Origin of the sequence: Buchnera aphidicola (Periphyllus koelreuteriae), from assembly GCF_039360445.1 — a bacterium.
In the GTDB taxonomy this organism is placed as follows: domain Bacteria; phylum Pseudomonadota; class Gammaproteobacteria; order Enterobacterales; family Enterobacteriaceae; genus Buchnera_J; species Buchnera_J aphidicola_BM.
Genome location: NZ_CP134981.1, coordinates 311649 through 336755, shown reverse-complemented (window position 1 = coordinate 336755; position 25107 = coordinate 311649). Strand labels below are relative to the sequence as shown.

19 protein-coding genes and 5 tRNA genes are annotated in these 25107 nt (G+C 16.5%); 7 read left to right on the top strand and 17 right to left on the bottom strand.

The window, feature by feature from the left end:
• Window positions 1–16: 16 nt before the first annotated feature.
• The 8 genes from holA to prfB all read right to left on the bottom strand — a co-directional run bounded on the left by holA (window position 17) and on the right by prfB (window position 10238).
• Window positions 17–994: a DNA polymerase III subunit delta gene (gene holA / locus RJT80_RS01545; protein ID WP_343187666.1), complete on the bottom strand. Its 978-nt coding sequence runs from the start codon at window positions 992–994 to the stop codon at window positions 17–19.
• A 45-nt stretch (window positions 995–1039) separates the two neighbouring features.
• Window positions 1040–3538, bottom strand: coding sequence for a leucine--tRNA ligase (gene leuS / locus RJT80_RS01540; protein WP_343187665.1), 2499 nt, complete (start codon window positions 3536–3538; stop codon window positions 1040–1042).
• Window positions 3539–3603: 65 nt separating this feature from the next.
• The gene (locus tag RJT80_RS01535; RefSeq protein WP_343187664.1) at window positions 3604–3966 is read right to left on the bottom strand and encodes a CBS domain-containing protein; all 363 of its coding nucleotides are present in this window, start codon (window positions 3964–3966) and stop codon (window positions 3604–3606) included.
• Between the two features lie 271 nt (window positions 3967–4237).
• Complete coding sequence (ybeY, locus tag RJT80_RS01530) at window positions 4238–4702, bottom strand: rRNA maturation RNase YbeY (protein ID WP_343187663.1); 465 nt, start codon at window positions 4700–4702, stop codon at window positions 4238–4240.
• 31 nt (window positions 4703–4733) lie between these two features.
• Window positions 4734–6071: a tRNA (N6-isopentenyl adenosine(37)-C2)-methylthiotransferase MiaB gene (gene miaB, locus RJT80_RS01525; protein WP_343187662.1), complete on the bottom strand. Its 1338-nt coding sequence runs from the start codon at window positions 6069–6071 to the stop codon at window positions 4734–4736.
• 346 nt (window positions 6072–6417) lie between these two features.
• Entirely contained in the window at window positions 6418–7656 is a 1239-nt protein-coding gene (gene lysA / locus RJT80_RS01520) for a diaminopimelate decarboxylase (protein WP_343187661.1), read from the bottom strand.
• Between the two features lie 14 nt (window positions 7657–7670).
• On the bottom strand, window positions 7671–9179 hold the full coding sequence (lysS, locus tag RJT80_RS01515; protein WP_343187660.1) for a lysine--tRNA ligase: 1509 nt from the start codon (window positions 9177–9179) through the stop codon (window positions 7671–7673).
• 12 nt (window positions 9180–9191) lie between these two features.
• Window positions 9192–10238, bottom strand: a complete 1047-nt coding sequence (gene prfB / locus RJT80_RS01510) for a peptide chain release factor 2 (protein WP_343187954.1) — start codon at window positions 10236–10238, stop codon at window positions 9192–9194.
• 307 nt (window positions 10239–10545) lie between these two features.
• Here prfB and ygfZ point away from each other — a divergent pair, with 307 nt between their 5' ends.
• Both ygfZ and gmk read left to right on the top strand, forming a co-directional pair.
• A complete protein-coding gene (ygfZ, locus tag RJT80_RS01505) occupies window positions 10546–11511 on the top strand; it encodes a tRNA-modifying protein YgfZ (RefSeq protein ID WP_343187659.1) in 966 nt (321 codons plus the stop codon).
• Between the two features lie 177 nt (window positions 11512–11688).
• A complete protein-coding gene (gene gmk, locus RJT80_RS01500; RefSeq protein WP_343187953.1) occupies window positions 11689–12312 on the top strand; it encodes a guanylate kinase in 624 nt (207 codons plus the stop codon).
• 5 nt (window positions 12313–12317) lie between these two features.
• Here the strand turns inward: gmk and typA are convergent, their stop codons facing one another.
• On the bottom strand, window positions 12318–14132 hold the full coding sequence (gene typA / locus RJT80_RS01495) for a translational GTPase TypA (protein WP_343187658.1): 1815 nt from the start codon (window positions 14130–14132) through the stop codon (window positions 12318–12320).
• 201 nt (window positions 14133–14333) lie between these two features.
• On the opposite strand from typA, the gene yihA reads away from it, so the two are divergent.
• Window positions 14334–14939 (top strand): ribosome biogenesis GTP-binding protein YihA/YsxC, encoded by a 606-nt coding sequence (gene yihA / locus RJT80_RS01490; protein ID WP_343187657.1) that lies wholly within the window; start codon window positions 14334–14336, stop codon window positions 14937–14939.
• Window positions 14940–15004: 65 nt separating this feature from the next.
• Here yihA and RJT80_RS01485 read toward each other — a convergent pair whose 3' ends face one another.
• The 3 genes from RJT80_RS01485 to RJT80_RS01475 all read right to left on the bottom strand — a co-directional run bounded on the left by RJT80_RS01485 (window position 15005) and on the right by RJT80_RS01475 (window position 19400).
• Window positions 15005–15919 (bottom strand): 5'-3' exonuclease, encoded by a 915-nt coding sequence (locus tag RJT80_RS01485; protein ID WP_343187656.1) that lies wholly within the window; start codon window positions 15917–15919, stop codon window positions 15005–15007.
• A gap of 175 nt (window positions 15920–16094) precedes the next feature.
• Complete coding sequence (gene eno, locus RJT80_RS01480) at window positions 16095–17411, bottom strand: phosphopyruvate hydratase (protein WP_343187655.1); 1317 nt, start codon at window positions 17409–17411, stop codon at window positions 16095–16097.
• Between the two features lie 336 nt (window positions 17412–17747).
• On the bottom strand, window positions 17748–19400 hold the full coding sequence (locus RJT80_RS01475) for a glutamine--tRNA ligase/YqeY domain fusion protein (protein ID WP_343187654.1): 1653 nt from the start codon (window positions 19398–19400) through the stop codon (window positions 17748–17750).
• A 233-nt stretch (window positions 19401–19633) separates the two neighbouring features.
• Between RJT80_RS01475 and RJT80_RS01470 the strand changes: the two genes are divergently transcribed.
• The 4 genes from RJT80_RS01470 to rpiA all read left to right on the top strand — a co-directional run bounded on the left by RJT80_RS01470 (window position 19634) and on the right by rpiA (window position 20772).
• A tRNA-Met gene (locus tag RJT80_RS01470) sits at window positions 19634–19707 on the top strand.
• A 59-nt stretch (window positions 19708–19766) separates the two neighbouring features.
• A tRNA-Leu gene (locus RJT80_RS01465) sits at window positions 19767–19850 on the top strand.
• 24 nt (window positions 19851–19874) lie between these two features.
• A tRNA-Gln gene (locus RJT80_RS01460) sits at window positions 19875–19946 on the top strand.
• Between the two features lie 163 nt (window positions 19947–20109).
• A complete protein-coding gene (rpiA, locus tag RJT80_RS01455; protein WP_343187653.1) occupies window positions 20110–20772 on the top strand; it encodes a ribose-5-phosphate isomerase RpiA in 663 nt (220 codons plus the stop codon).
• Window positions 20773–20802: 30 nt separating this feature from the next.
• Here rpiA and RJT80_RS01450 read toward each other — a convergent pair whose 3' ends face one another.
• The 5 genes from RJT80_RS01450 to alaS form a co-directional block, all read right to left on the bottom strand.
• Complete coding sequence (locus RJT80_RS01450; RefSeq protein WP_343187652.1) at window positions 20803–21555, bottom strand: 16S rRNA (uracil(1498)-N(3))-methyltransferase; 753 nt, start codon at window positions 21553–21555, stop codon at window positions 20803–20805.
• A gap of 69 nt (window positions 21556–21624) precedes the next feature.
• Window positions 21625–21698, bottom strand: a tRNA-Arg gene (locus RJT80_RS01445).
• 59 nt (window positions 21699–21757) lie between these two features.
• A tRNA-Ser gene (locus tag RJT80_RS01440) sits at window positions 21758–21845 on the bottom strand.
• A gap of 118 nt (window positions 21846–21963) precedes the next feature.
• Window positions 21964–22149, bottom strand: a complete 186-nt coding sequence (gene csrA / locus RJT80_RS01435; protein WP_343183417.1) for a carbon storage regulator CsrA — start codon at window positions 22147–22149, stop codon at window positions 21964–21966.
• 107 nt (window positions 22150–22256) lie between these two features.
• Window positions 22257–24887 (bottom strand): alanine--tRNA ligase, encoded by a 2631-nt coding sequence (gene alaS, locus RJT80_RS01430; protein ID WP_343187651.1) that lies wholly within the window; start codon window positions 24885–24887, stop codon window positions 22257–22259.
• Between the last annotated feature and the right edge of the window lie 220 nt (window positions 24888–25107).

Below are 25107 nucleotides of genomic sequence, written 5' to 3'. Positions count from 1 at the left end.
TTGTTTAAAAAATTTTTTAATTAAAAAAAATAGATATTTCTTTTAATATTATCCATATAGATTCTTCTTCTATATTTTTAATTGATTTTTTTATCCAATTTAATGATTTAATTATTTTTAAAAAATTTAAATAACTATTTTTTTTAATTGATCTAAGATATAATTTTTGATTATTTTTCCATATTTTTTTTTTTTTAAAAATTTCTTTTATTTTATTTATATTTTTTTTAAATAAAATTAAATTTATTAATTGATTTTCTAAATGTTTAATAATAATTAATGGATGTATTTTAAATTTATATAATGTATGTAATATAATTAAAGATTTTTTTTTGTTTCCTAAAAGTAAATTATTTATCCATTCAAAAATTGTATAAATTTTATCATAAAATAATATTTTTTCAATTTTTTTTTTAGTTATTTTTTTTTTAAAAAAAATTAAAGATAAAATATCTAAATTTTGATTTAATAATAAAATATTATTTTTAAATCTTTTATATAAAAAATTTTGAGATTTATAATCAATATTTATAGTTTTTAAATATTTTTTTATCCATTTAAAAAATTCATATTTTGAAAGATTAAAACAAGGGATCAATAATGAATTTGAAAAAATTTTTTTTTTATAATGATAATTTATTATTTTTATATAATTTGATTTATTTAAAATTATTATTATTATATTAGAATTAGTTATAAATTTTTTTTTTTTTATTTTTTTTAAAATTTTATTATCTATATTTTTTATATTAATTTTTAATATTATTATTTTTTTTTTATAAAAAAAATTTTTTTTTTGACATTGATAAAAAAAATTTTTCCAGTTTTTATTATTATTTATTTCAACATTTTTAAAATTTTTTATTTTTTCATTTTTAAATTTTTCTAATATTAAGTCTTTATATTTTTCTATTAAAAAATATTCTTTTCCATATATTATATAAAAAGATTTATTTTCTTTATAAATATTATTAATTATATCATTTTTTTTCATTTTTTTTTTTTTTTATTTAAAATAAATATTTTTTATAAAAATTTTTTAATTAGATGTAATTAAATTTAAAATTTTATTAGGAATAAAAAAATTTTTTATAATTTTTTTTTTATTTAGTTTTTTAATTACAAAATTATCTTTTAAAGATATTTTTAATATTTTTTTTTGAGATAAATTTTTTTTTGTTTTTATAATACAACACATTTTTCCATTAATTTGTATAATAATTTTTATAAATTTTTTTTTTAAAAATTTTTTATTTATTTTTGGCCATTTATTAATATTAATATAAAATTTTTTTTTGAATGATGAAAGAATTGAATAACTAAAATGAGGAATAAATGGATATAGTAATTTTAAAATAATAATAAGTGATTTTCTAATTATAAAATATTCATAATAATTTTGTATATTAATTTGTTTTATATATTTAAAAAATTTCATAATTCTAGATATAGCTGTATGAAATGATTGCCTAATATGAATATCTTTAGAAACATCAAATATTGTTTTATTTAAATGAAAATAAATTTTTTTTTGTTTTTTATTTAATATTTTATTTTTATTTATTTTTTTTTGTTTAAATAATTTATTAATTAAGTAACTAAATTTCCAAAGTTTATTTAAAAATTTATATATTCCTTTTATTCCAAGATCATTCCATTGTAAGTCAGATTCTACTGGTGCAGAAAACATTATAAATAATCTAATTGTATCTGCTCCATATTTTTGAATAACTTTTTTTGGTTCAATTCCATTATTTTTAGATTTGGACATTTTAATCATTCCTGCATGAAATATTTTTCTTTTTTTAAATTTTGAAATTGATATAATATTATTTTTTTTATCAAATTTTATAGAAATTTTTTTTGAATTTATCCAAACTCTTGTATTGTTTTTTTTTAAATAATAAAATGCATTAGATAAAACCATACCTTGGCATAACAATTTTTTAACAGGTTCATTTGTATTAACTAAATTAAAATCATATAATAATTTATGAAAAAATCTAAAATATATTAAATGCATTGTTGCGTGTTCGATTCCTCCAATGTATTGATCAACAGGCAACCAATATTTTGATGTAAATGAATCTAACATTTTTTTAGAATTATTTGGACACGTATATCTTGCATAATACCATGATGATTCTACAAATGTATCAAATGTATCTTTTTCTATTTTAGTATTTATTCCATTTATTTTTATTTTAGATTGTTTAATATAATTAAAATTTTTATTAAATTTAGGTAATTTAATTGGTAATTTTTTTTTTGGAACAGGAGTAATAGAATTATCTTTATTAATTGCTATTGGTATAGGTGTTCCCCAATATCTTTGTCTAGAAATATTCCAGTCTTGAATTTTATATTTAATTTTTTTTTTTCCAATTTTTTTTTTTATAATTTTTTTAATTATACATTTTGATTTATTTTCATTTTTTTTTAAATTTTTTTTTTTTAAATAAATATATTTTTTTTTATTTAAATTTTTATTATAAAAATTTAATTCACTTAAACTATATTTTGGAGATGCGATTATTATATTGGTTCCATATTTTATAAAAACAAAATTTGCAATCCATATTGGTAATTCTTTTTTATTTAATGGATGAATTGCTATTTTTTTTGTATTAATTCCAATATTTTGAATATTTTTAAAATTTGATGTAGATGTTAATTTTTTTAATTGTTTATTTATAAATTTTTTAATTATAATATCTTTTTTAATTAATTTTTTTATATATTTATTATCTGGTGATATTGCTAAATATTTTGAGTCTAATATGCTATAAGGTTTAGTTGTATATCCTTTAATTATATTTTTGCTATTTTTAATTTTAAAATTTAATTCTATTCCTTTTGTCCTTCCAATCCAATTTTTTTGCATTATTTTAACTTTTTTAGGCCATCCTTGAAGTAATTTTATTCCTTTATATAGATTTTCTGCGTATTTTGTTATTTTTAAAAACCATTGTGATAGTTTTTTTAATTTAATTTTTGTATCACATCTCCAACATTTTCCTTTTATAACTTGTTCGTTTGCTAAAACTGTATTATCTTTTGGACACCATTTAACTAATGCTCTTTTTTTATAAACTAATTTTTTTTTATATAATTTAATAAAAAACCATTGTTCCCATTTGTAATAATTTGGATCACATGTTGAAATTTCTCTACTCCAATCATAACTTAAACCTAGTTTTTTTAATTGTTTTTTCATGTAAAAAATATTTTTTTTTGTCCAATTATATGGATTTTTATTATTTTTTTTTGCAGCTTCTTCAGCAGGCAAACCAAAAGAATCCCATCCAATAGGTTGTAAAACATTTTTTCCTAACATTCGATGATATCTAGAAATAACATCACTAATAGTGTAATTTCTAACATGTCCAATATGTAAATTTCCTGATGGATAAGGTAACATTGGTAAACAATAATATTTTTTTTTTTTTAAATTTTCATATACATTAAAAGTTTTTTCTTTTTCCCATTTGTATTGTATTTTTTTTTCTATTTTATTTGGATCATATTTTTTTTTCATATTTTATCTTATATTAAAATTAAATTTTTAAAAGTTTTAATAAATAAAAAAAAAATTTTATTTTTTTATAGTTTTTTTAAAATTACTTCTAATACATCTTCTATAGTTATTAAACCAGTAATGATTCCAAACTCATCTACAACTATAGCTAGATGATTTCTTTTTAATCGAAATTCTTTTAAAATTCTATTTAAACTTTGACTTTCTGGAACTATTACAGGAGGTCTAATTAAATTTTTTAATGAAAAAATTTTATTTTTATTTTGTATATATTGAAGTAAATCTTTTGCCATTAAAAATCCATTTATATAATTATTATCATAATTTATTATTGGAAATCTAGAATGTGATGATTTAATTATTTTTTTTAAACATTGATTTAATGTATAATTTATTTTTAATCTTATTATTTTAATTCTAGGTATCATAATATCTTTTACTTTTTTATTTTCTATATTAATTGCTCCATTTATAATACTTAAAGTATGACTATTAATTAATTTATTTTTTTTAGCTTCTTTTACTATGATTTTAAATTCTTTTATATTTTTTGGTTGATAAAAAAAAAATTTTTTAAAAGTAAAGAAATGAATCCTTTTTTATTATTTTTATGCATTTTTTTTATTTCTCATTAGTAATTATAATATAAATTTTTTTTTTAAATTTTTAATATATATAAATTTTATTTATAATAAAAAATTATTTTTTAAAATATAAATATGGATTTTTAAATCCTAAAGAAATCATTTTTTTTATTTCTAAATATTCCATTTTTTTTTTATTTAATAAATTATTATGTTGATATCCAATTAAATGTAAAATTCCATGAACAATAATATGAGACCAACGTTCTAATATTTTTATATTATATTGTTTAGATTCTTTTTTTAAAACACTATTACAAATAATTAAATCTCCTACTAATAATGAATTATTATTTTTTTTATTATCAATTATTAAAAATGATAAAATATTAGTTGTTTTATTTTTTTTTCTATATATATAATTTAGTTTTTTAATTTCTTTTTTTTTAACAATCCTAATAGTAATAATTGATTTTTTAATATTTTTTTGTAATATTTTTTTTATCCATTTTTTTATTATATTTTTATTAGGAATATTTTTTTTATTTTTACAAGTATTTTGTATATTTATTTTTATCATTTTTTTTATTAATTTAAAATATTTTAATTGTTTAATAATAATGGTTATTTTGTTTTATTTTTCCTTTTAATTTATATAATGATGCTTTATAAATTTTTACAAAAACTATTTTTCCAATTAAATTTAAAGGACCTTTAAAGATTACAATTCTATTATTTTGAGTTTTTCCAAATAATTTTAATATATTTTTTTTATATATACTTTTTTCAACCAAAACTTCTTGATAAGTTCCAATCATTTTTTGACTCCAAAAATTTGTATTATATTTAATTTTTTTTTGAAGAATATATAATCTCTTTTTTTTTTCTTTTAAACTTATATTATCTTTTAATCTTATTGCTGGAGTTCCTGGTCTTGGCGAATAAATAAAACTAAAACTCATATCAAATTTTATATCTTTAATTAATTGTAGTGTTTTTTTAAAATCTTTTTCTGTTTCTCCAGGAAAACCTATTATAAAATCAGAAGTTATTTGAATATTTGGTCGAATTAATTTTAATTTATTTATTATTTTTTTATATTTAGAAATTGAATATGACCTTCTCATTTTTTTTAATATTTTATTTGATCCACTTTGTACCGGTAAGTGCAAATAACTTACTAATTTATTTGTTTTATTATATATTTCTATTAAATCTTGTGTAAATTCCATTGGATTACTTGTAGTAAATCGTATTCTTTTTATTTTATTAATTTTTGAAATAATTTCAATAAGTTTAGATAATTTACAATTTTTTCCATTTGAAAAAATTCCTTTATAAGAATTTACATTTTGTCCAAGTAAAATAATTTCTTTTGTTCCATTTTTTGATAAAAATTTAGATTCATCAATAATTTTTTCAGGTGATCGACTTATTTCTTTTCCTCTTGTATGAGGAACTATACAAAATGAACAACACTTATTACAACCTTCCATAATTGAAATATATGAACTAATTTTTTTTGTTTTATTTATTTTAAAGAAGTTAAATTTTTTTAATTTATTTTCTTTTATATTAATAATATTTTTTTTATTTTGTTTAAATTTACTAATCATTTTTGGTAATTTATGAATAGTTTTTGGGCCAAAGATAATGTCAACAAAAGGAGATCTTTTATAAATATTTTCTTTTTCTTGTACAGCAACACATCCTCCAACTGCAATAATAATGTTTTTTTTTTTTTTTAAATTTTTCCATCTTCCTAATTGATGAAAAAGTTTTTCTTGCGCTTTTTCTCTGATTGAACATGTGTTTAGTATAATAATATCTGATTTTTCTGCTAAATTTGTATATTTGCAATTAAAGTGTTTTTTTAGTACTTTGAATATGATAGAGGAATCATATTCATTCATTTGACAACCCCATGTTTTTATATGTATTTTTTTCATATTTTTTTTTATTCAAATTTTATTTATTTTTTATATTCAAAATTAAAATTTTTTTTTAAATATATAATTTTTTTATTTATATTTTTTATAAAAATATAAAATTTATTTTTATTTAAAAAATTTTTAATAAATTATTATTATTTTTTAAATATAAATAATGTATAAAAGATAATATTTTAATATATTTTTATAAATTATTTATATTTTTAAATTTATTTAAAAATTTAATTATAAAAAAATAAATTATTTTTAAGATAAATAAATTAATTTTATATAATAAATATAAAATAATATAAAAAATTTTTATATATTAATAAACATATTTTTTAAAATAATTTTTTTATTTTTACATTTCTAAAGATAACATTTCTTTAATAGTTTGTTTTCTTCGAATTTGAATAAAATTATTATCTTTAAATAAAATTTCTGGAATTAATGGTCTACTATTATAATTTGAAGACATAGATGCTCCATAAGCTCCAACATCATGAAATATTATATAATCTCCTCTTTTTATTATTGGAAGTTTAATAGTATATATTTTACTATTTTCTTTTTGAGTAAAAATATCTCCAGATTCACATAATGGTCCTCCAATAATTACATTTATTGTATTAGAATAATTTATTTTTCTATTGTCTATTGGAAGAATAGATATATAATGATAACTTCCATATAAAACTGGTCTAATTAAATCATTAAATCCAACGTTTACTAAAACAAAAATCCTATTTTTTACTTTTTTAATACTTTGTATTTGAGATATTAAAATTCCAGATTCTGCAACTAAAAATCTTCCAGGTTCAATTTCTAATTTTATTGAACATTCTAATTTTTTTTCTATAATTTTTTTAGATTTATTCCATATTTTAAAATAATTTTTAATATTTATTTCTTTTTCATGAATTTTATAAGGTATTGTTAGTCCTCCTCCAGCAGATATAAAATTAATTTTTTTATTTATTAATATTGCTTGTTTAATCATTGAATTGCATACTTTTTTTAAATGAAAATAATTAGCTCCAGATCCAATATGCATATGTAAACCTATTAATTTCAAATGATATTTTTTTATTAAATTAATAGCTTTTTTTGTATTCCAAATTCCATGTTTACTATTTTTTCCACCAGTATTTGTTTTTTTATTATGTCCATCTCCAAATCTAGGATTAATTCGTAACCATATTTTATGATTTTTTGATTTTTTTCCAATTTTTTTAATCATATCTATAGATCCAATATTTACTGGAATATTGTATTTAATTACTTTTTTTAATGTTTCATTTTCTATAATATCTGATGTATAAACAATATCATTACAATTTCCTTTAAATCCAGCCTTTAAAGCTCTTTCTATTTCTCCTAATGAAACAGCATCAATTTTTGTTCCATATTTTTTCATAATTTTTAATATATGAATATTAGAACAAGATTTTTGAGCAAATCTAATAATATCAAATTTTTTTAATTGAAAAATTTTTTCTTTAATTTTTTTATAATCATACATCCAAAATGGTGATTTATATATTTTTATTGCAGATAAAATATGTTTTTTATTTATTATTTTTTTTTTATTAATTTTCATATTTTTATTTTAATTTATTTTTTTATATTTCTCATAGTTGGAAAAAGTATTACATCTTTTATATTTTTTTGATTAGTAAATATCATTGTTAATCTATCTATTCCAATTCCTAATCCAGATGTTGGAGGAAGTCCATGTTCTAATGCTAATATATAATCTTTATCGTATGTTTTATTTAAGTTTATTTGAGTTTGTTTAGTAAATCTTTTTTTTTGCTCTTGAGAATCATTTAATTCTGAAAACCCATTTGCTATTTCATATCCACCAATAAAAAATTCAAATCTATCAGTAATATTTTTATTTTTATTGTTTGTTTTTGCTAATGGAGAGACTTCAATTGGATATTCTGTAATAAATGTAGGATATATTAATTTTTTTTCTACTGTTTTTTCAAATATTTCAGTAATAATTTTTCCTAATTTCCATTTCTTTTTTAATTTTATTTTTAATAATTGAGCAATTTTTTTAATTTTTGATAAATCTTTTAAATCTTCTTTTGAAATATTATTATTAAATTTAAGAATTGATTCTTTCATTGTAAATTTTTGAAATGGTTTATTTAAATTAAAAGTATAATTTTGATATTGTATTATTTTTTTTTTATTTATTTTTTTTGATATATATATAATTAATTTTTTTAAGAATTTCATTGAATATGTATAATTAGTATATGCAACATACATTTCCATCATTGTAAATTCTGGATTATGACGAGAAGATATTCCTTCATTTCTAAAATTTCTATTAATTTCAAATATTTTTTCAAATCCTCCTATTATTAATCTTTTTAAATATAGTTCTGGAGCAATTCTTAAATACATTTTTTTATTTAATGAATTATGTTTTGTAATAAATGGTTTAGCAATTGCCCCACCAGGTATATTATGTAGCATTGGAGTTTCTACTTCTAAAAAATTTTTTTTTTCCATATATTTTCTAATGGATGAAATAATTTTTGCTCTATTTATAAAAATTTTTTTTAATTTTGTATTAGAAATAAAATCAATATATCTTTTTCTATATCTAGTTTCTTTGTTTATTAATCCATGCCATTTTTCAGGAAGAGGTCTAAGTGATTTATTAAGTAATATAAATTTTTTACAATGAATAGTTAATTCATTTGTTTTTGTTTTAAATAAAATACCTTTTACTCCTATAATGTCACCTAAATCTAAATTTTTAAATTCAATATAATCATTTTTTTTTTTTTGAATAGAATTTATAGAATAATATATTTGAATTTGTCCTTTTGAATCTTGTAAACGAATAAATGTAGATTTTCCCATAATTCTTTTTTGAATAATTCTTCCAGCAATTTTAACCGATAAATTAATTAATTTTAACGATGTTCTATTATATGAATTATATTTTATAAAAATTTCTTTTGATAAATAATTTTTGAAAAAATTATTTGGAAAATTAAAACCATTTTTTTTTAATAATTTTAATTTTTTTTTTCTAATTTTAAATTCGTTATTTATAATTATTTTTTTTTTAGATTTTATTTTTTCGTTTTTTTTCATTTTTTTTTTTTTTTAAAATCCTAATTTTAAACTTTTTTTTATGAATTTATCAATTTTTCCATTTAAAAAATTGTGTATATTTTTAGTTTCTAAACCTGTTCTTAAATCTTTGATTCTAGAATCATCTAATATGTATGATCTAATTTGATTTCCCCATTTAATTTCATATTTTTTTTTATCAATTTCTTTTTTTTCTTTTTTTTTTTGTTTTATTTCAATATTTAATATTTTAGATTTGATTTGTTGTATTGCTTGTTTTTTATTTTTATGTTGAGATCTATTATTTTGACATTGAACAACAATTCCTGTTGGAATATGTTTAATTCGAACAGCAGATTCTGTTTTATTTACATGTTGACCACCTGAACCAGATGATTTATATACATCTATTTTTAAATCAGATTTTTTTATTTCATTAATATTTTTTTTTTTAATAATTGGATATATATATACTGAGCTAAATGAAGTATGTCTTTTGTTTTCTGAATTAAATGGGCTTTTTCTTACTAATCTATGTATTCCTGATTCTGTTCTTAACCAACCAAAAGCATATTTTCCTTTAATTTTAATTGTTGCAGATTTAATTCCATTCAATTCATCATGTATGATATTAATTATTTGTGTTTTAAATTTTTTTTTATATGTCCAATTTAAATACATTTTTAATAAAATTTTTGACCAATCTTGAGAATCTATTCCTCCTGAACCTGATTGAATTTCAAGATAACAATTTTTTTTATCTATTTTTTTAATAAACATATTTTTAAATTTTAAATAATTAATTTTTTTTTTAATTTTTTTAAGTGAATTTTGTATATCTTTTAAAAGAGATACATCTGATAATTCAAGAGATAATTTTAATAAATTTTTATTTTCTTTAATTTTATTTTTAATATATTTTAATAAATAAATTTTTTTAAATAATTTTTTTTTTTTTTTATTATATTTTTTTATATAATTAAAATTATTCCATTTTTTTTTATTTTCTAACTTTATATTGATTTCTAAAAATTTTCTTTTTATTTTTTTTAATTCAAAGATATTTCCTAAGTTTTTTATTTATTTTTGTATATTTTAATATTTTTTCTAAAATGTATTTTATTTTTTTCATTTACTTTATCACTTATTTAAATTTTATAGTATAAATTATTTTATTGAAAAATATTTACATATTATATAGATTTTAATTAAATAAAATTAAAAATTTAATATATTTTATTTAAATAATTTTAAAATATTTTATATATTTTAAAATTTATAATAAAAATTTCTTTTAAATAATGAATTTTTAATATATTATTTATTCTTCTATTTTTTAATATATAAATTTTAAAAAATTTTAAAAATTTTTATTTAAAGAAACTTTATGAAAAAAATAATTTTAAAAAAAAATAAAATATATTCTGTAAAAAAAAAATTATTTTCTATTTTTAATTTAAATAATTGGAATATAGTTAAAATTTCAGGAAAAGATTCAAAAAAATATTTACAAAATCAAATTACTTCTAATATAAATTTTTTAAAAGAAAATAAATATATTTTTTGTGGTCATTGTAACTATCAAGGAAGAATTATAAGTACATTAATTATTTTTAAAAAAAATAATAATTATTTTTATATATTAAGAAAAAGTATATGTGATGTTCAAATACAAGCTATGAAAAAATATTCAGTTTTTTTTAATGTAAAAATAAAAAAATATAATAAATGTTATTTGTTAGGAATATTCAAAAAATCTTCTTATATTCAATTAAAAAAATTTTTTAAAGTTTTACCAAATAAAAAAAATCCAGTAATTCATAAAAAAAATATAACTATTATTTTTTTAAATTTTTTAAAAAAAATTTTTTTATTAATTTCTTTTAATAAAAATTTAGATTTTTTAAAAAATAAATTTATAAAATTTAATTTTTTAAATGATGAAAAAAAAATTTTATTTATACATATTAAAAAAAATATACCCATTATTGAAAAAAAAACTTCATTACTTTTTTTTCCTCAAGAAATTAATTTAGATAAATTTAAAAAATCTATAGATTTTAATAAAGGATGTTATATTGGTCAAGAAAATATTTCAAAAATTAAATATAAAAATCTTAATAAAAATATTTTATCTAGTTTATATTGTAGAGATGAAAATTCTACAAGTAGTATATTTTCTCCTGGAAATTTTGTATATGTTAAGATTAAAAGATCTTGGATAAAAAAAGGAATATTATTATCTTCAGTAATAATAAATAAAATAACATATGTTCAAGTAGTATTAAATTGTGTATTTAAAATACATAATATTTATAAAATTAATAATTTTTATTTTAAAAATTTATTATAATTAATTAAATTAATTAATATTTATATATTTAAAAATTATATTTTTAAAATTAAATTTTTAAAATATATAAATATTATAAAAATATAAATTAAATTTTAAAAATTATTATTTTTTTAAATATATAAATTATATTTTTTTAAAAATCTTAAACATTTTTGAGTATATAAATTAATTATGATTAATCAAGGAAACATTTTTGTTATTTCTGCACCAAGTGGTGTAGGAAAATCTAGTTTAATAAAATATTTTTTAAAAAAAGAAAAAAAAATAAATATAACAAAATCTATTTCTTATACTACTAGAAAAATTAGATCTAAAGAAAAAAATAAATTAGATTATTATTTTATATCTAAAAAAAAATTTAAATATATGATTAAAAAAAATAAATTTTTAGAATATGCTAAAGTTTTCAATAATTATTATGGAACATCTTTAAAAAAAATTAAAAAAATTCTTATTAAAAAAAAAGATATTTTATTAGATATAGATTGGCAAGGTTCAAAACAAATTAAAAAAATATTTCCTTTTTCAAAAAGTATTTTTTTGTTACCTCCTTCAAAGAAAGAATTATTAAATAGATTATATTATAGAAATCAAGATAAAAAATCGGTAATATTAAGAAGAATGAAAAATTTTTTTAATGATATGATTCATTATTTAGAATATGATTATTTAATCATAAATGATAATTTTAAAAATTCAATTTCTGATTTGCAATCTATTATTTATTCTGAAAAATTATTAACTCAATATCAAAATATAAAATATAAAAAATTAATTAAAAATTTATTAAAAAAATAATTTTTTTATTTTTTTCTAAATGCACATTTTCTTTGATTTTCTGTTAAAAATTTTTTTCTTAATCTAATAGATTTTGGTGTTATTTCTATTAATTCATCATCATTTATAAAGCTCATTGCTTGTTCTAATGTAAAAATTATAGGTTTAATTAAATTAATTGCTTCATCTGTTCCTGAAGCTCTCATATTTGTTAGTTTTTTTCCAGATAAACAATTAACTGTTAAATCATTAGATTTACTATGCATGCCGATAATTTGACCTTGATAAACATGAGCTCCGTGACCTAGAAATAATTTTCCTCGATCTTGTAAATTAAATAATGCAAAAGCAACAGCATATCCTGTATTATTTGAAATTAATACACCATTTCTTCTTTGACCAATATTAATATTAGATAATTTTTCATAATGACTAAATGATGAACAAAATAAACCTGTACCAGAAGTTATATTAGTTAGTTCAGATCTAAAGCCAATAAGAGCTCTACTAGAAAGAACATATTCTAATCTTACTCTTCCTTTATTATCTGAAATCATATTTTTTATTTCTCCTTTTCTTTCACCTAAATATTTCATTATCACTCCTTGATTTTTTTCTTCAATATCTAAAACAACATTTTCAAATGGTTCTTGTTTTATATTATTTATTTTTTTAAATATAACTTTTGGTCGAGATACTTCTAATTCATATCCTTCTCTTCTCATATTTTCTATTAGAATAGATAAATGAAGTTCTCCTCTTCCAGAAACACAAAATACACTAGAATCTTTAGTTTCTTCTACTTTTAATGCTACATTATGTATTTTTTCTTTATTTAATCGTTCTAAAATATTTCTAGATGTAATATATTTTCCTTCTTTTCCTGAAAAAGGAGAAGAATTTACTGAAAAAAACATTTTTACTGTAGGTTCATCTATTTTTAATTTTGGTAATGGAATGTTATTTTGAATATCACATATTGTATCGGAAATTTTAATATTATTAATTCCTGTAATTGCAATAATATCTCCTGATATTGCTGTGTCGGTGTTAACTCTTTTTAACCCAACATATGTTAATATTTTATTTATTTTTCCAAAATAATTTTTTCCTTTATTATTTATCACTTTAATTTGTTTATTTATTTTAATTGAACCTGATTGAATTCGTCCTATTCCAATTACCCCAAGATAATTATCATAATCTAATTGAGATATTTGCATTTTAAATTTTTTTTTAACATTATTTTTTGGAGCTGGTGTATATTTAATTATAGATTTTAATAAAGGAGTCATATTATTTTTTAATTTTTTATAATCATAACCTGATTTTCCTAGTAAAGCTGATGTATAAATTATTGGAAAATCTAATTGTTTATCTGTTGCATTTAAATTAATAAATAAATCAAATACTTGATCTATAACCCAATCTGGTCTAGCATTTTTTCTATCTACTTTATTTACTACTAAAATTGGATTAATATTATATTTAAAAGATTTTTCTGTTACAAATCTAGTTTGAGGCATTGGTCCATCTAAAGCATCTACAACTAATAGAACAGAATCTACCATAGATAAAACTCGTTCTACTTCACCTCCAAAATCTGCATGACCAGGAGTGTCTACAATATTTATTTTATATTCTTTCCATATTATAGATGTATTTTTAGAAGTTATTGTTATTCCTCTTTCTTTTTCTAAATCATTACTATCCATTACTCTTTCTTTTTTTTTTTCATGATTTTTAAATATTCCAGATTGTTGTAGCAATTTATCTATTAATGTTGTTTTTCCATGATCAACATGAGCAATAATTGCTATATTTCTAATTTTTTTATTCATTTTTTTTATTTTTTCCATTTTTTAATTTTTTAATATATTAAATTTTTTAAATTTATCAAAAAATAAATATTTTTATGATATAATTTTTTAAAATATTTATTTATAATAATACATTCATTAGAATTTAACAGTATTTTATAATTTTTTTTTTTAAATATTTTAACAATTTATTATATATAATTCATTTTTTATAAGGTTTTTATGAAAATATTGAATTTTAATACATTTTCTTTTTTAAAAAGTTTTTCTTCTGTAAAAGATATAAATATTCATTTTGGTTATGAAATAGCTTTGATTGGATATTCTAATACTGGAAAATCAACTTTAATTAATGTGTTATCTAATAAAAAAAAAATGTCTCGAGTTAGTAAATATCCAGGAAGCACTCAATTAATTAATTTTTTTACATTAAATAATGGTTTTAGATTTATTGATTTACCAGGGTATGGTTATTCTAAATTTTCAAAAAAAGTACAATTAAAATGGATTAATGAAGTAAAAAAATATTTATTATCAAGAATTTTTTTAATTGGAGTAATTATATTAGTAGATATAAATTTTTTTTTTAAAAAAATTGATTTAGAAATAATAAAATTACTTAAAAAAAAAAAAATTAATATTATTATATTATTAAATAAATCTGATAAAATTAATAATTCATTAAAAAAAGAAAAATATCTTATTGCGAAAAAAAAACTTTTATCTTTAAATATTCAAGCAAAAATTTTAATTTTTTCTTCTTTTAAAAAAATTGGAATATTGAAATTAAAAAAAATTATAAATAATTTATATATAAATTTTATTTAATTTCTTAATAAATTTTATTTATATTAATATATTTTTTAAAATAATTTTTTTATATAAAAATGAATTTAAATATTTTTTTTTAATAATTTTTTAAACCAATTAGAATTTTTAAAAGATTGTTTTAATTTTTTTAAATTATTTTTTTTAAAATATTTAAATATTTTTTTACATTTTGGTTTTTTTAGTTTAAATTTTTTATTTAATTTTTTATTTTTAATATTTGTTTTAATTTTAGTTAAAGAATATGAAAGAAAAGCAATTTTTTTATTTTTTTTAAAAATATTTTTAAGTTTTATAGAATTTCTTATATTTAAAAATTTTAATTTTTTTAAATTTTTATAAATATCTTTTAAAGATTTAAATTTTTTTAAAATTTTTTGAGTTGTTTTTATTCCTATACCTGGGATTCCAGGAATGTTATCTGAACGATCTCCTACTATTGCTAAAAAATATTTAATTAATTTTGGTTTTACTCCATATTTTTTTATAACTTCTTTTTTTCCTATAATTTTTGAATTATTATCTAATATTTTTACATTTTTATTTATTAATTGAGTCATATCTTTATCATTAGTTAATATTAATATTTTTTTTATATATTTGAAATATCTTTTAGATAAAGTTCCAATAATATCGTCTGCTTCAAATCCAGGTATTTTTAATATTGGAATTCCAATATATTTTATAATTTTTTTTACATTTTTAATTTGTTTTTTTAAATCTAATGGAATATTTTGTCTATTAGATTTATATTTTTTATATATTTTATTCCTAAATGTTTTTTTTTTATGATCAAAAACAATTATTATTTTTTTTGGATTATATTTATTAAAAATTTTTTTCAACATAATTAAAGTACCATATATTACACCAATAGGTTCTTCTTTTTTATTTTTAAAATTTTTAAATGCAAAATATGATCTATATAAATAATTAGTCCCATCTACGATAATTAATAAATTTTTTTTATATTTTTTCATAAATTTTTATTAAATTAATTTATTATATAATAAGTATTATTAATAAAAATTTTTAATTAATTCAAATAAAAATATAATTATGTTAAAATTTTTTTATTTTAATAATATAAATGTAGTAAAATATGATATATTTTAATAAATATATTATTTTACTACTTTTTTTTATTTTTTATAATTATTTTTTATTATTATTTTTTATTATTAATTCTTTTGATCCATAATATGGTGATTTAGTATATCCTAATTTTTCCTCTATTCTAATTAATTGATTGTATTTTGATATTCTATCTGTTCGACTTAAAGATCCTGTTTTGATTTGTCCAGCTGATGTTCCTACAGCTAAATCAGATATTGTTACATCTTCTGTTTCTCCTGATCTATGAGAAATAATTACATTATAATTATTTTTTTTAGCTAATTGAATAGTTTGAAGTGTTTCTGTTAACGTTCCAATTTGATTAGGTTTAATTAAAATAGAATTTGCTATTTTATTATTTATTCCTTTTTCTAAAATTTTTTTATTTGTTACAAATAAATCATCTCCAACTATTTGAATTTTGTTTCCTAATATTTTAGTTTGATTTAAGAAACCTTTCCAATCTGATTCATCTTGACCATCTTCAATAGAGAAAATTGGATATTTTTGTGTTAATTTTTTTAAATATTGTGTAAATTCTATTGAAGAATATATTTTTTTTTCTCCTTTTAAATAATATTTTTTAGATTTTTTATTATAAAATTCTGATGCTGCACAATCTATAGCAAGAGTTATATCTTTTCCAAAAACATATCCTGATTTTTTAATTGCTTTTGAAATTAGAATAATTGCATCTTCATTAGAATTTAAATTTGGAGCGTATCCTCCTTCATCTCCAACAGAAGTGCTCATTTTTTTTTTTTTTAATATTTTTGATAAATTATAAAAAATTTCACAACCCATTTGAACTGCATGTTTAAAATTTTTAGCAGAAATGGGTTGAATCATAAATTCTTGTATATCTATATTATTATTTGCATGTTTTCCTCCATTGATAATATTCATCATTGGTAATGGCATAGAATATTTTTTAGAAGAATTATTTAAATCTGAAATGTGTTCAAATAAATAAATTTTTTTAGACATTGCAGCAACTTTAGCATTAGCTAAAGAAACAGCTAATATAGTGTTTGCTCCTAAAATAGATTTATTTTTTGTTCCATCTATATCAATCATGATTTGATCAATATTTTTTTGATCTATAGAGTCTTTTTGAATTAAATTTTTATTAATTATATTATTTATAAAGTCAATAGATTTTTTTACACCATATCCAAAAAATCGATTTTTGTCTTTATCTCTTAATTCAATTGCTTCTCGAGATCCTTTTGATGAACCAGATGGAACTGATGCTCTTCCAATAAAACCATTATTAGTATATACTTCAGCTTCTACTGAAGGATATCCTCTTGAATCAATAATTTCTCTACCATGTACTTTAATTATTTTAGACATTTATTTATTCCTTTATTTTTTAAAATAATTTTTTATAAAAAATTATAAATTTTTACACTATATATTAATTTTTAAAAATTTTAAATTTAATTATTAATTTTTACATTATTTACATATATTAATTTAAATATATTATTTAATATTAAAAAATATTAATTTTTTTTATAAAAAAAAAAAAAAAAAACAAAATAAAATTTTTAAAATTAAATATTTAATAATTTAATTAAATTCTTTACAAGAATTTAATTGTAACATTTTTTTTTTAAAAAATTTTTTAAATTTTTTCAAATAATTTAATTTTTTTATAAATTTTTTATAAAAAAAATATTTTATTTATTAATAATTTTTTCCTTTTAAAGATACTATTTTATTAAATGTAATTTTTTTATTTTTTATTGTATTTTTTTTATTAATTATAAAATATCCTTCTCGTTCAAACTGAATAGAATTAAATTTATTTTTTTTTAAAAAGCATTTTTCTATAAATCCATTTGTAATTTTAATTGATTTTTTATTAATATATTTTAAATATTTTTTTTTATTTTCTGGATTTTTAATAGTAAATATAGGTTTAAATAATTGAAATTTAGCTGGAATAGAATATTTTTTTGAAACCCAATGTATTACTCCTTTAACTTTTCTATTTTTTGGTTTTTTTCCTAATGTATCTTTATCGTATGTACAAAATATTGTTTTTATGTTTCCTTTATTATCTTTTTTTATTTTTATTGCTTTAATTATATATGAATATCGTAATCTTACTTCTTTGTTTAAAGATAATCTTCTATATTTAGAACTAAAATTTTCTTTAAAATCTGATTTATCAATATATATTATTTTATTAAAATAAATTTTATGTGTTCCAATATTTGGATATAATGGATGATTTGGTACAATTATTTTTTTTTTATAATTATCAGATATATTAGTTATTATTATTTTTATTGGATTTAGTACAGCCATAAATCTTGGTGTTTTTGAATTTAAATCATTTCTTATACAATGTTCTAAGAGTGATAATTCAATTAAATTATTTTTTTTAGAAATTCCAATTTTTTTACAAAAATTTTTAATAGATTTAGGAGTGTATCCTCTATTTTTTAAACCAGAAATTGTAGGCATTCTAGGATCTTTCCATCCATCAACAATTTTTTTTTTTACTAATATTTTTAATTTTCTTTTAGAAAGAACTGTATATTCTAAATTTAATCTAGAGAATTCATATTGTTTTGGTTTTTTTTTAATATTTATTTTTTTTAAAATCCATTGATATAATTCATTATTATTTAAAAATTCAAGTGAACATAATGAATGAGTAATACCCTCTATAGTATCTGAAATACAATGACCAAAGTCATATGTTGGATATATAAACCATTTATTTTTTGTACGATAATGAGGAATATTTTTTACTCTATATAAAACTGGATCTCTCATAGTTATATTTAATGATTTCATATTTATTTTTGCTCGTAAACATGCTTCTCCATCCTTAAATTTTCCTTTTTTCATTTGTTTAAATAAATATAAATTTTTTTTTATTGATTGACTTCTATATGGACTATTTATTCCTTTTTTTTTTAATGTTCCTCTATATTTTTTTATTTCTTTTTTAGATAATTTGTCTACATAAGCTAATTTTTTTTTAATTAATTTTATTGCATACTTATATATTTTTTTAAAATATTGAGAAGAATAAAAAATTTTTTTATTCCATTTATATCCCATCCATTTAATATTTTTTTTTATAGATTTAACATAATTTTTTTTTTCAGTTGATGGATTAGTATCATCAAATCTTAAATTACATTTTCCATTATATATTTTGGCAATTTCAAAATTTAAACATATAGATTTAGCATGACCAATATGAAGAAATCCATTTGGTTCTGGAGGAAATCTAGTATGTACTTGTTTAATTTTTTTTTTTTTTAAATCTTTATTAATTATTTTAAATATAAAATTTTTATTTTTTTTATAATTAAACATTTTTTTTCCTTTTTATACAATATATATTATAAAATTTTATTATATATTCTTTATATATAATTTTTATTTTTAATGTGATATAATTTTTAAAATTTTATATAAAATAAAAATTTATAAATATTAAATTAAAATAATTTATGTTAATATATTATTTAAATAAGAAATAAATTTTATGTATATTAATAATTTTATTTTTTTATTTCTTTAATTATTATAAATTATTTTAAATTTTTAGCTATGTAGCTCAGTTGGTTAGAGCGCAGCACTCATAACGCTGAGGTCATGGGTTCGATTCCCATTATAGCTATTTATATTTTTATATAAAATATAAATATAATTTTTTAATATAAAAAAATTTATTTATATGCGGAAGTGGCGAAATTGGTAGACGCACCAGATTTAGGTTCTGGCGCCTTTTGTGGTGTGCGAGTTCAAATCTCGCCTTCCGTAAAATTTATAAATTTCTTTTTTTTTTGGGGTATAGCCAAGAGGTTAAGGCATCGGTTTTTGATACCGACAACCCTGGTTCGAATCCAGGTACCCCAGTTTTTATTATATTATTAATGTTGAAATTAATACTACTTTTTAAAATCTTTTTATAAAAATATAAATTTTTATTTTTTTATTTTTTAATATTTTATTTAAAAATTTTAAAAAATAAATAAAAAAAATTACTTTAAATTTTATTTAATATAACGGTATTAATTTTATGAATTTAAAAAAATTAAAAAAAAAAGTTGCTTTTGAAGTTTTAAAATTTATTCCTTTAAAAGAAATTATTGGAATTGGTACTGGATCTACTATATCTTATTTTTTAAAATATTTAAAAAAATTTAAAAATAAAATAAAAGGAGCTGTTTCTTCTTCGACAAAAACAACAAATATTTTAAACAAATATGGAATAAAAATATTTTATTTAAATAATATTAACTTTTTACCTATATATATTGATAGTGCAGATGAAATAAATAAAAATATGGAAATGATTAAAGGAGGAGGAGCTGCATTAACACGAGAAAAAATTATAGCATCTTCTGCAAAACAATTTATTTGTATTGTAGATGAAACTAAAATTGTTAATGTTTTAGGAAAATTTCCATTGCCAATTGAAGTAATACCAATGGCATATAAATATGTAAAATATGAATTATTAAAGTTAGGAGGAATCGTAGAAAAAAGAAAAAATGTTTTAACAGATAATAATAATTATATTTTAGATGTTAAAAATTTATTTATATCAAATCCAAAATTTTTAGAAAAAAAAATAAATAATATACCTGGAGTAGTTTCAGTAGGAATATTTTCTAAAAGAAAACCAGATATTTTATTAATAAGTAAAAAAAATAAAATAAAAACAATATTTAGAAAATAATAATTGCAGATATTAATTTAAAATATTAAATTAAATTTTATTAAAAATATTTAAATCTCCATATTTATATTGAATAATAGAAATTGCTGTGATACAAGCTGTTTCCGTTCTTAAAATTCTTTTTCCTAAATTCATATGAAAAAAATTGTTATTTAAACATAATTTAATTTCTTTTTTTGATAATCCTTTTTCTGATCCTATTAAAATATTAATTTTATTAAATTTTTTTAAAAAAAATTTTGAATTATATTTTATTTTTTTTGGTGTAAAAAAAATATTTTTATCAGATTTTAAAGATTGAATCCATTTTTTTAATTTTATTGGTTTTTTTATTTTAGTTATTAAATTTCTTTCACATTGTTCACTAGCTGAAATTGATATTTTTTTCCATTTTTTAATTTTTTTTTTTAAATTATATTTTAAAAATGATTTTTTGCATATTATTGGAGTTATTGAATGCACTCCAAGTTCAGAAGATTTTTGAATAATCCATGACATATTAGAATTTCTTGAAATTGATTGCCCTAAATTAATTTTTAAATTTGATTCATTATTAATTATTTTTTTTTTAATTATTTTAATAATTATTTTTTTTTTTATTTTTATAATTATTGATTTAAAAACATAATTTGTATTATTAAATATATTAATTATATCATTTTTTTTCATTCTCATAACTGATTTAATATAATGTTTTTTTTCATTTTTAATAGATATTTTTTGATTAATTTCTATTTTTTTTTTTAAATAAATTCTTGGAATTTTTTTTTTAAATTTTTTCATAATAAAAAAAAATAAAAGTTGATAATAAATTTTAAATTTTTTGTATTTTTTTAAGAACAAAATATAATTTACATCCGGAAGGATTTGAACCCACGACCTCTCGGTTCGTAGCCGAGTGCTCTATCCAACTGAGCTACGGATGTGTTGTTTTATTTTAAAAATATTTTATTAAATTTATTAATTTTTTATTTAAATTAATAAATAATGAGAGAGGGATTCGAACCCTCGATGCATTTTTAATACATACTCCCTTAGCAGAGGAGCGCCTTAAACCACTCGGCCATCTCACTTTTGATTATTTAAAAAAACCATTTTTTATAATTTTATAGTATACTTTTTTGTTTTTAAAAGTCAATTTTATATTTTTAATTTTATTATTTTATATAATAATATTAAAATTTTTTATTTTTATTTTTTTATTTTTTTATTTTTTTCAGCTTGAATTTTTTGATATATTTCTTCTCTATGTACAGAAATTTCTTTTGGTGCATTTACACCTATTCTTACTTGATTTCCTTTAACTCCTAATACTGTTACGGTTATTTCATCTCCTATAACTAATGTTTCTCCTACTCTTCTTGTTAAAATTAACATTTTTTTTCCTTAAAAGTTTTTTTTTAATTTAGTATCTCATTTTAATTTAAAAATTTATATATTATTTTATTATTATTTTTTTTAAATTTATACTAAATTTATTTTTTTTAATTCTTTTTTAATATAGAAATAATTTTTTTTTGTACTGTATTTATTTTTTTTATATTAAATTGTGTAATTTCTCCTACACCTTCAGAAAGATTTATATTTCCTCCTCCTTTTCCGTTAATTATATTAAATATTATTGATAAAATTTTATTTGCTTGAATTTTTTTTGTTAAATTTTTACTAATTTTAATTGTAAAATAAATTTTTTTTGAAATATTAATTAAAATAATAACAATAGATTGAAATTTTTTCTGTAATTGATCAATTATTTTTTTAATATATATATTATTTTCATTTTTTAATATCTTAAAAATAAAATTTTTATTATTAATAAAAATATTTTTTTTATATATTTTTTTAGATATTAAATATATATATTTTTTTAATATTTTTTTATTTTCTTTTAATTGTTTATTTTTTTCTATAATAATTTTTTTTAATTGAGAAATAATACTTAAATTTTTATTTTGTATTATTTTTTTAATTTTTTTTATTATTTTTTCTTTTTTTTGAATAAAAGAAAAAGCTTGTTTATATGTTACAGCTGTAATTCTTCTTATACCAAATGAAATACTTTTATCAGAAAGAATTTTAAATATTATAATTTTTCCTGTTTTTTTTGTATGAGTTCCACCGCATAATTCTTGTGAAAATGGTTTTATTGAAACAACTCTAACATTTTTTTTATATACTTTATTCGATAATAAAGTAATATTTTTTTTTTTAGCATTTTCAAAATCTGTTTTAAAAATTTTTATTTTTTTATTTTTTCTAATAAATTGATTAACTAAATTTTCTATTTTTATTATTTTATTAAATTTTAAAGGTTTAAAATAAGAATAATCAAATCTAATTTTATTATCTTTAACTAATGATCCTTTTTGAATCACATGATTTCCTAAAATTTTTTTTAATGCAGAATTTAATAAATGTACGGCTGTATGATTTTTTTCTATTAATTTTCTTTTTTTAATATTTATTTTTGAATATACTATATCATTATGTTCTATTTTTCCTGAAATAATTTTTCCATAATGTATAATAAAATTTCCATATTTTTTAGTTTTTATAACTTTAAATTTTCCATTTTTTGATTTAATAATTCCTATATCTCCAATTTGTCCTCCAGATTCTGGATAAAATGGAGTTTTATCAAGAATTATTTCTCCTTTATTTGGATAAGAAATTATTTTAACTAATTTATACTTTTTATAAATATATTGTATATTACTTTTATATTTATAAAAATTATATCCTAAAAATTTAGTTTTTTTTATATTTTGAATAAATATTTTTTTATTTTTATAAATATTTTGTTTTTTAGAAAATTTCTTTCTTTTTTTTAGTTCTTGTTTTAATGTTTTAGTATCTATTTTAAAATTTTTTTCTTTACAAAAATCTTGAGTTAAATCGATTGGAAAACCTAAAGTATCATATAAATAAAATACAAAACTTCCGTCTAATTTTTTATTTTTTAATTTTTTTGTTTCGTTTTTTAATAATTTTAATCCATTATTTAAAGTATTTGAAAATTTTATTTCTTCATTTTTTAATATATTTTCAATTTTTATTTTATGTTTATGTAGTATTTTTCCAGAACTACCCATATATTTAATTAAACTTGGAACTAATTTATAAAAAAAACATTTTTTTATTCCAATTGTTCTTCCATGTATAATAGCTCTTCTAATAATTTTTCTTAAAATATATCCTCTATGTTCATTCGAAGGTATGATATTATTTGAAATTAAAAATGCGCTAGATCGAATATGATCTGAAATAACTTGTAAAGATTTTTTGTTATTTATTTTTATTTTATTTATTTTTTTAATTTTTTTTATAATATTTTTAAAAATATCAATTTTATAATTTGAATCTACATTTTGTAAAATTGATGCTATTCTTTCTAATCCCATTCCTGTATCTACAGAAGGATATTTTAATTTTTCAAAAATTTGATTTGGTAATTCATTATATTGTATAAATACAATATTCCATATTTCTATATATCTTTTTTTACATATTTGTTTAGAATTTATTATTTTATTTTTATTTGTTTTTCCATAATCATAAAAAATTTCGGTACATGGACCACATGGACCATATTTTCCCATTTTCCAAAAATTATCAGAATTATATTTTATTTTTTTTTTATCTTTTATTTGAATTATTTTATTTTTTGATAAACCTATAATATTTTTCCAAATATTATATGTTTCTATATCATTTTTATATACTGTAACTAATAGTTTATTTTCATTAATATGAAACCATTTTTTTGAAGTTAATAATTCCCATGCATATAAAATAGATTTTTTTTTAAAATAAGATCCAAAACTAAAATTTCCTAACATTTCAAAAAATGTATGATGTCTAGATGTATATCCTACATTGTTTAAATCATTATGTTTTCCTCCAGTTCTAATGCAATTTTGTATACTAGAAATTTTTTTATATATTGGTTTTTCATATCCTAAAAAAATATTTTTAAATTGATTCATTCCTGCATTCGTAAATAGAAGTGATGGATCATTTTCTATTATTAATGAACTACTAGGATAAATTATATGATTTTTTTTTTTAAAAAAGCTTAAAAACTTTTTACGTATAGATTCTGTTGTATTATTCATATATATCCAAAGATTATTTTTAAAATTTTTAAATATATAATAACTAATAATTATATTATATTCTTTTCTTTTTTTTTTTATTTTTAAATTTATATTATGTATCAATTCGTATTATATAAAATGAAATAAATAAATATTATAATATATTTTTAAAAATTTTTATTTAGTTCAAAGATAAGTATTATATATTTTAAAATTAAAATATTTATTTTATATTAAA

Bases quoted from the DNA above. Each gene is read 5' to 3' on its own strand.
- holA (WP_343187666.1), bottom strand. From the start codon at position 994: ATGAAAAAAAATGATATAATTAATAATATTTATAAAGAAAATAAATCT.
- leuS (WP_343187665.1), bottom strand. From the start codon at position 3,538: ATGAAAAAAAAATATGATCCAAATAAAATAGAAAAAAAAATACAATAC.
- RJT80_RS01535 (WP_343187664.1), bottom strand. From the start codon at position 3,966: ATGATACCTAGAATTAAAATAATAAGATTAAAAATAAATTATACATTA.
- ybeY (WP_343187663.1), bottom strand. From the start codon at position 4,702: ATGATAAAAATAAATATACAAAATACTTGTAAAAATAAAAAAAATATT.
- miaB (WP_343187662.1), bottom strand. From the start codon at position 6,071: ATGAAAAAAATACATATAAAAACATGGGGTTGTCAAATGAATGAATAT.
- lysA (WP_343187661.1), bottom strand. From the start codon at position 7,656: ATGAAAATTAATAAAAAAAAAATAATAAATAAAAAACATATTTTATCT.
- lysS (WP_343187660.1), bottom strand. From the start codon at position 9,179: ATGAAAAAAAACGAAAAAATAAAATCTAAAAAAAAAATAATTATAAAT.
- ygfZ (WP_343187659.1), top strand. From the start codon at position 10,546: ATGAAAAAAATAATTTTAAAAAAAAATAAAATATATTCTGTAAAAAAA.
- typA (WP_343187658.1), bottom strand. From the start codon at position 14,132: ATGAATAAAAAAATTAGAAATATAGCAATTATTGCTCATGTTGATCAT.
- yihA (WP_343187657.1), top strand. From the start codon at position 14,334: ATGAAAATATTGAATTTTAATACATTTTCTTTTTTAAAAAGTTTTTCT.
- RJT80_RS01485 (WP_343187656.1), bottom strand. From the start codon at position 15,919: ATGAAAAAATATAAAAAAAATTTATTAATTATCGTAGATGGGACTAAT.
- eno (WP_343187655.1), bottom strand. From the start codon at position 17,411: ATGTCTAAAATAATTAAAGTACATGGTAGAGAAATTATTGATTCAAGA.
- RJT80_RS01475 (WP_343187654.1), bottom strand. From the start codon at position 19,400: ATGTTTAATTATAAAAAAAATAAAAATTTTATATTTAAAATAATTAAT.
- rpiA (WP_343187653.1), top strand. From the start codon at position 20,110: ATGAATTTAAAAAAATTAAAAAAAAAAGTTGCTTTTGAAGTTTTAAAA.
- RJT80_RS01450 (WP_343187652.1), bottom strand. From the start codon at position 21,555: ATGAAAAAATTTAAAAAAAAAATTCCAAGAATTTATTTAAAAAAAAAA.
- csrA (WP_343183417.1), bottom strand. From the start codon at position 22,149: ATGTTAATTTTAACAAGAAGAGTAGGAGAAACATTAGTTATAGGAGAT.
- alaS (WP_343187651.1), bottom strand. From the start codon at position 24,887: ATGAATAATACAACAGAATCTATACGTAAAAAGTTTTTAAGCTTTTTT.